This window comes from Anaerolineales bacterium, assembly GCA_022866145.1.
Lineage (GTDB): Bacteria > Chloroflexota > Anaerolineae > Anaerolineales > E44-bin32 > PFL42.
In genome coordinates this window covers 1-4,820 of record JALHUE010000163.1, presented here as the reverse complement: position 1 = coordinate 4,820, position 4,820 = coordinate 1, and the positions used below count along the sequence as shown (strand labels likewise).

General features: G+C 66.5%; 5 protein-coding genes. 4 read left to right on the top strand and 1 reads right to left on the bottom strand.

Features of this window, described 5'->3' with window-relative positions; all coding sequences use genetic code 11:
- From MUO23_05100 to MUO23_05085, 4 genes are all read left to right on the top strand, one after another.
- The coding region (locus MUO23_05100; protein ID MCJ7512329.1) for a hypothetical protein at nucleotides 1-1,085 on the top strand (1,085 nt) is incomplete at its 5' end.
- Nucleotides 1,086-1,118: 33 nt separating this feature from the next.
- Entirely contained in the window at nucleotides 1,119-2,195 is a 1,077-nt protein-coding gene (locus MUO23_05095; GenBank protein ID MCJ7512328.1) for an XdhC family protein, read from the top strand.
- Nucleotides 2,196-2,342: 147 nt separating this feature from the next.
- Nucleotides 2,343-2,504 carry a hypothetical protein gene (locus tag MUO23_05090; GenBank protein MCJ7512327.1) on the top strand — a complete coding sequence of 54 codons (162 nt, stop codon included), beginning with the start codon at nucleotides 2,343-2,345 and terminating at the stop codon, nucleotides 2,502-2,504.
- 59 nt (nucleotides 2,505-2,563) lie between these two features.
- A complete protein-coding gene (locus MUO23_05085; GenBank protein MCJ7512326.1) occupies nucleotides 2,564-3,286 on the top strand; it encodes a hypothetical protein in 723 nt (240 codons plus the stop codon).
- A 363-nt stretch (nucleotides 3,287-3,649) separates the two neighbouring features.
- Here the strand turns inward: MUO23_05085 and MUO23_05080 are convergent.
- Nucleotides 3,650-4,820 (bottom strand): hypothetical protein (locus tag MUO23_05080; GenBank protein ID MCJ7512325.1); only part of this gene is annotated, 1,171 nt, incomplete at its 5' end.

Genomic DNA, 4,820 nt, shown 5'->3' with positions numbered 1-4,820 from the left:
GCTACGGCGCCGAGAAGTACGATCGCCCGATCTTCCTGGCCGCCTCGGCCGACCTGGCGGATTCGACGAACATCAGCGGCTTCGCCAAGGGCTACGGCGACTTCAAGGGGTACGGTTGGTACGAGCGCTACGGCACGCCGGAGGGGGCTCTGCTGCCCCAGGAAATCACAGAGTTCGCCAACGTCGGCATGCTGGTCGGGATGGCGACGGTCAACTTCGCACAGGACCCGGAGGCTTCGTTTGACGGCTTCTGGGGAGCCTGTTCAACCTATGGATCGTTCTCGTATCTCAAGTACGGCATGCTGCGTCTGTTCAGCCAGCTGTCGCAGGACTGCCAGCTCAAGACGGGCAAGGTGGTGTATGTCGCCGGGCATTCGGGACCGGAGACGGCCGATGACAGCCGTACGCATTTCGGTGTGTTCTCGCCGGCAGTGATGCAGCTGTTCCCCAGCGGCCATGTCATCAACCTGCATCCGTGGGAGTACAACGAGGTCCCGGTGCTGATGGGGGCCGCCTTGCAGCAGAAGGCGCCAGTCGTCGTCCTGCACCTGACGCGGCCGCCGATCGTGATTCCGGACCGTCCGGCGCTGGGGATGGCTTCGCATTTCGAGGCCGCACAAGGCGCCTACATCGTCCGCGACTACCAGCCGGGAAAGCCGAAGGGTGGCACCGTGGTCGTGCAGGGCACCAGCAGCATGGTCGCCATCACCAAGATCCTGCCCGACCTCGACCGGCAAGGGCTCAACGTCAAGATCGTCTATGGCGCCAGCCCCGAGCTGTTCGCCCTGCAGCCGGAGGCCTATCGAAGCAAGATCCTCACCCCTGGCGACCGGACGGACTCAACCGTGCTCACGACGCAGTCGCGAGCGTCGATGCACGACTGGTTGTTCAACAAGGTGGCCGAGGAGTACGCCATGTCCTCCGACTGGGACAACCGCTGGCGCACAGGCGGCACGGTCGACGAGGTGTTGGAAGAGGCGCACCTGTCACCGGAGTGGGTGCTGAAAGGCATCGAGCGCTTCGTGGCCGACCGGTCGAAACGGCTGGGTCAGTTGCAGGTCGGCATCGATCAGGCCAAGGCCTGATCGGAGGGCCGACCGGAGGAAGAGAGCCGCGCCATGCGGGATGTGTTGTCTGATCTGCAGGCCTGGCTGGCGCAGGGCAAAGCTGTGGCGCTGGCGACGGTTGTCAGCACCTGGGGCTCAGCCCCGCGGCCGGCCGGGTCCAAGATGTTGATCGATCAGGATGGTGCCATGGTCGGCTCGGTCAGTGCCGGCTGCGTCGAGGGCGCCGTTGTGGAAGAGGCCCTCGGGGTGCTGCGGACCGGCCGACCCCGGCTTCTGCGTTACGGCGTGGCCGATGACACCGCCTGGCAGCTCGGCCTGGCGTGCGGAGGAGAGATCCGGGTCCTGGTCGAGCCGGTGTCCGGACTGCTGGCGCAGCCCGGGGCCTTCGAGCGCTGGGCGGCGGCCATCGCCGAGCGCCGCAGTGCCGTGCGGGCGGTCGTGGTGGGTGGGCCGGAGGCGATGATCGGGAGCTCGCGGCTGGTCGACGGCACGGGAGCCGACGGGTCGACGCCGCCATCCCAGCTCACAGCGGCGATGGAGGCCGACGGTCGCGAGCTGCTCGCCAGCGGCAGCCCCGAGGTCAGGATCTACCCCCAGCCGGAGGCCGAGGTCGAGGTCTTCTTCGATGTCGATCGACCGCCGCCGCTATTGGTGATCGTCGGGGCGGTGCACATCGGCGTTGCGCTCTGCCGGCTGGCGAAGGCAGCCGGCTACCGGGTCGTCGTGATAGACCCTCGTCGCGGGTTCAACACGGCGGAGCGTTTACCCGAGGCGGACGATCGGTTGATCCTGTGGCCGGATGAAGCATTGGACTCACTGGGCGTAACCGATGGGACAGCGGTCGCCATCCTATCGCATGACCCGAAGATCGACGATCCGGCCGTCATCGCAGCCCTGCGCAGTCCGGCCTTCTACGTTGGAGCCCTTGGCAGCAAACGCACCAACCGTCTCCGGCATGAGCGCCTGCTGGAAGCCGGCCTGACGGAGGAAGAGCTTGGGCGGCTGTATGCCCCGATCGGCCTCGACATCGGCGGGCGGGCGCCGGAGGAGATCGCCCTGAGCATCCTGGCACAGATCGTTGGCGTTCGTTCGGGCTCGGAGCTTGGCCTGAGGTCCACCAACAACTGACGCCTGTCCTGCAGAAACCGGGTTGCGAAGCTCGGCGTTACCGCCGGGCTTCGTCGTTTGTGTAGCGCAGAGCTGCGGATCCCTCCTCCCTTAGCCGCCTGGGGCATACCGAGCCCAGGGCCGAGACAGGGGTGTTAGAATCGCGAGGTGGCCCCAGAGAAACCGCGCGACCCGACTTCGCGCAAGTATCCGCGATTGTACGAACGCCTGGTTCCGCTTTTCCTGATTGTGCTCTTGGTCGCCCTGTCCGCGGCGGTGATCCTCGCCCTGGCGATTGGGCTGGGTCTGCTGCCCGGCGTCGGAGGCTAGGTGTCCGCAGGCTTCGGCCAGGTGCCCCGACGCCCCGATGCGGGCGATGGAGTGAACAGATGAACACTTTCCTGACCCTCATTCCGCTGGCCTCCTCGATCCTGAGTTTTGTCTTTGCGGCCATCGTCTTCCGCCGCTATGCCCGGCGCCGAGGGCCATACTTGCTGCTATGGGGGATCGGCATGACGTTCTACGCCATCGGCGGCTTCTGCGAGGCGTACTATGGCCTGTGGGGGTGGAATCCCCTGGCCTTCCGCCTGTGGTACTTGTTCGGCGCGATCCTGGTCGCGGCCTGGCTGGGGCAAGGCACCGTGTACCTGCTGGCCAAGCGCCGTTGGGCCGACGGGCTGATGGTCGCCCTTGGGATCGGCTCGCTGTACGCCGCCTCCCGAGTGTTCGGCGCTGAACTCGATCCCTCGTTGATGACCTCCGGCCTGCACACCGCCAGCGAGCTGAGCGGGCACGCCATTGTGACTTCGGGAATTCGCTCCCTGACCCCGATCTTCAACCTATATGGGACGGTGACGCTGGTGGGTGGGGCGCTGTACTCGGCCTGGATCTTCTGGCGCAAGCGGATCCTGCTGCACCGCACCCTCGGAAACCTGATGATCGCTGCCGGGGCGTTGCTCCCGGCGCTCGGCGGCGAGTTCAGCCGCATGGGCGTCACCGGCGTTCTGTACCTGAGCGAATTCCTGGGCGCGATCCTTCTCTTCGCCGGCTTCTTGCGAGCGACGACACCGATGGTCGGCGAGGCGCCAGCTGAAGGCCCCGGGGCGCCTTAGGCCACCCAAGCCGAGTCTCACAATGGCCCACGGTCACCTCTCGTCTGCGGGGATCTCGCCTCCGGGCGCGAGTCCATGCCGAACTACGAATTGGGTTGGAGCGTGGAAGCCTTCGGCGATTGAGGGAGGGCGTTCCTGAGGGCAAAGAGCTGCCCCCGGCGGCCGTCGGGCTCCTGCAGGACCTGCAGATTGTGAAGGTCTCAGGATGAAAGGGACCCCCGGGCCGGCAACGGCCCGGGGGTATTGTGGTGGCCAGCGCGGCGTCGGCTATTCCGGCGCCCGCGCGATCCGTTCGCCCGATCGGCTGGGCATCATCATCCCAGCCGGCACCGCTCCCGGCGGACCGGGTATGCGGGATGGGGTCTATGCATGCGCCCGAGCGAAGTACGCCGGATTGAGCGGCTCGCCGGTCGCCGAGGCGACATGCGCCTCCCAGTCGTGGGTGGCGCCGGGCAGGAAGATCCGGTCCTTCAGCCACTGGCCTGCCGCTTTGCGGCCAACCAGCCCGCCGGCCTCCTGCTTCAGGCAGTGGTCGATCTGATCGGCCACCAGATGGCCGAGTTCGTAGTTCTGGTAGTAGACCGGGGCCAGGGCCACGTGGTACTTGGCTGCCCAGTCGGGGGCATTATGCCCGGCCGGTCTTCGCAGCAGCTGATAGCGCTCGACCAGGTCCCACCACAGGCCATCCAGGTCACCTTCAGGGTTGTGGTACAGCGCCTTCTCAAACAGCGTCATCACGAGGCACCAGCGGGTGAAGATCAATCCGTCGGCACGCGCCCGGCGGCCGGCGCTCTGGGCGATTCGATCCGCCTGACTGCCGCCCAGGCCAAGCACGCCGGTCAGCCATGGGCGCTGGAGGGTGACCCCGCCCATCAGGATGGCGACGGCTTCCGTCGTCAGGGTATGGGAAGGCATGCGCAGCATCCAGGGCAGGGACGGGTCCAGGTACTTGTCGTATACGGCGTGGCCCAGCTCATGGTGGAGGGTGTTGTTCCAATTCAGATCGCGCTCCAGGTTGTTGAGCGTGCGCACATCGCCTTCCCGGTCGAGATGTAGAGAGAACGCATGCTGATTCTTTCCCGGGCGGGCGTACAGGTCCGATCGGGCCAGGATGTCGCGTACTTCGAGGCCGAGCCCGTCGTAGGTGCGCTGCGCCAGCTCGGTGGGATCGACTTCGCCGAACAGGGAATCCATGTCGACCCCGCCCATCGGAGGCGCTTCCTGAAAGAACCGGTCCGGATAGTGCCAGGGCATCAGGGCCGATTCGGCGACGCCGAACCATGCAGCCCGGTCGGAATCGATCTCGGCCTTGAGGCGAGTGAAAGCCGATCGGGTATCGGACTCCAGGCGCGAGAACAGCTCCATCAAGCGGTTTTCATCGAGCTCGTCCAGGGTCAGCGAGCGCTGGAAGTGATCCCGGAAGCCCTGGCGCCGGGCGGCGGCGTTGCGCAGCCGCGCCAACTGGCGCACGGTCTCGGCCACCTGTGCCCCGACGCGCTTGCTAGCTTCCCAGGCTACCTGGACCTCGGCCGAG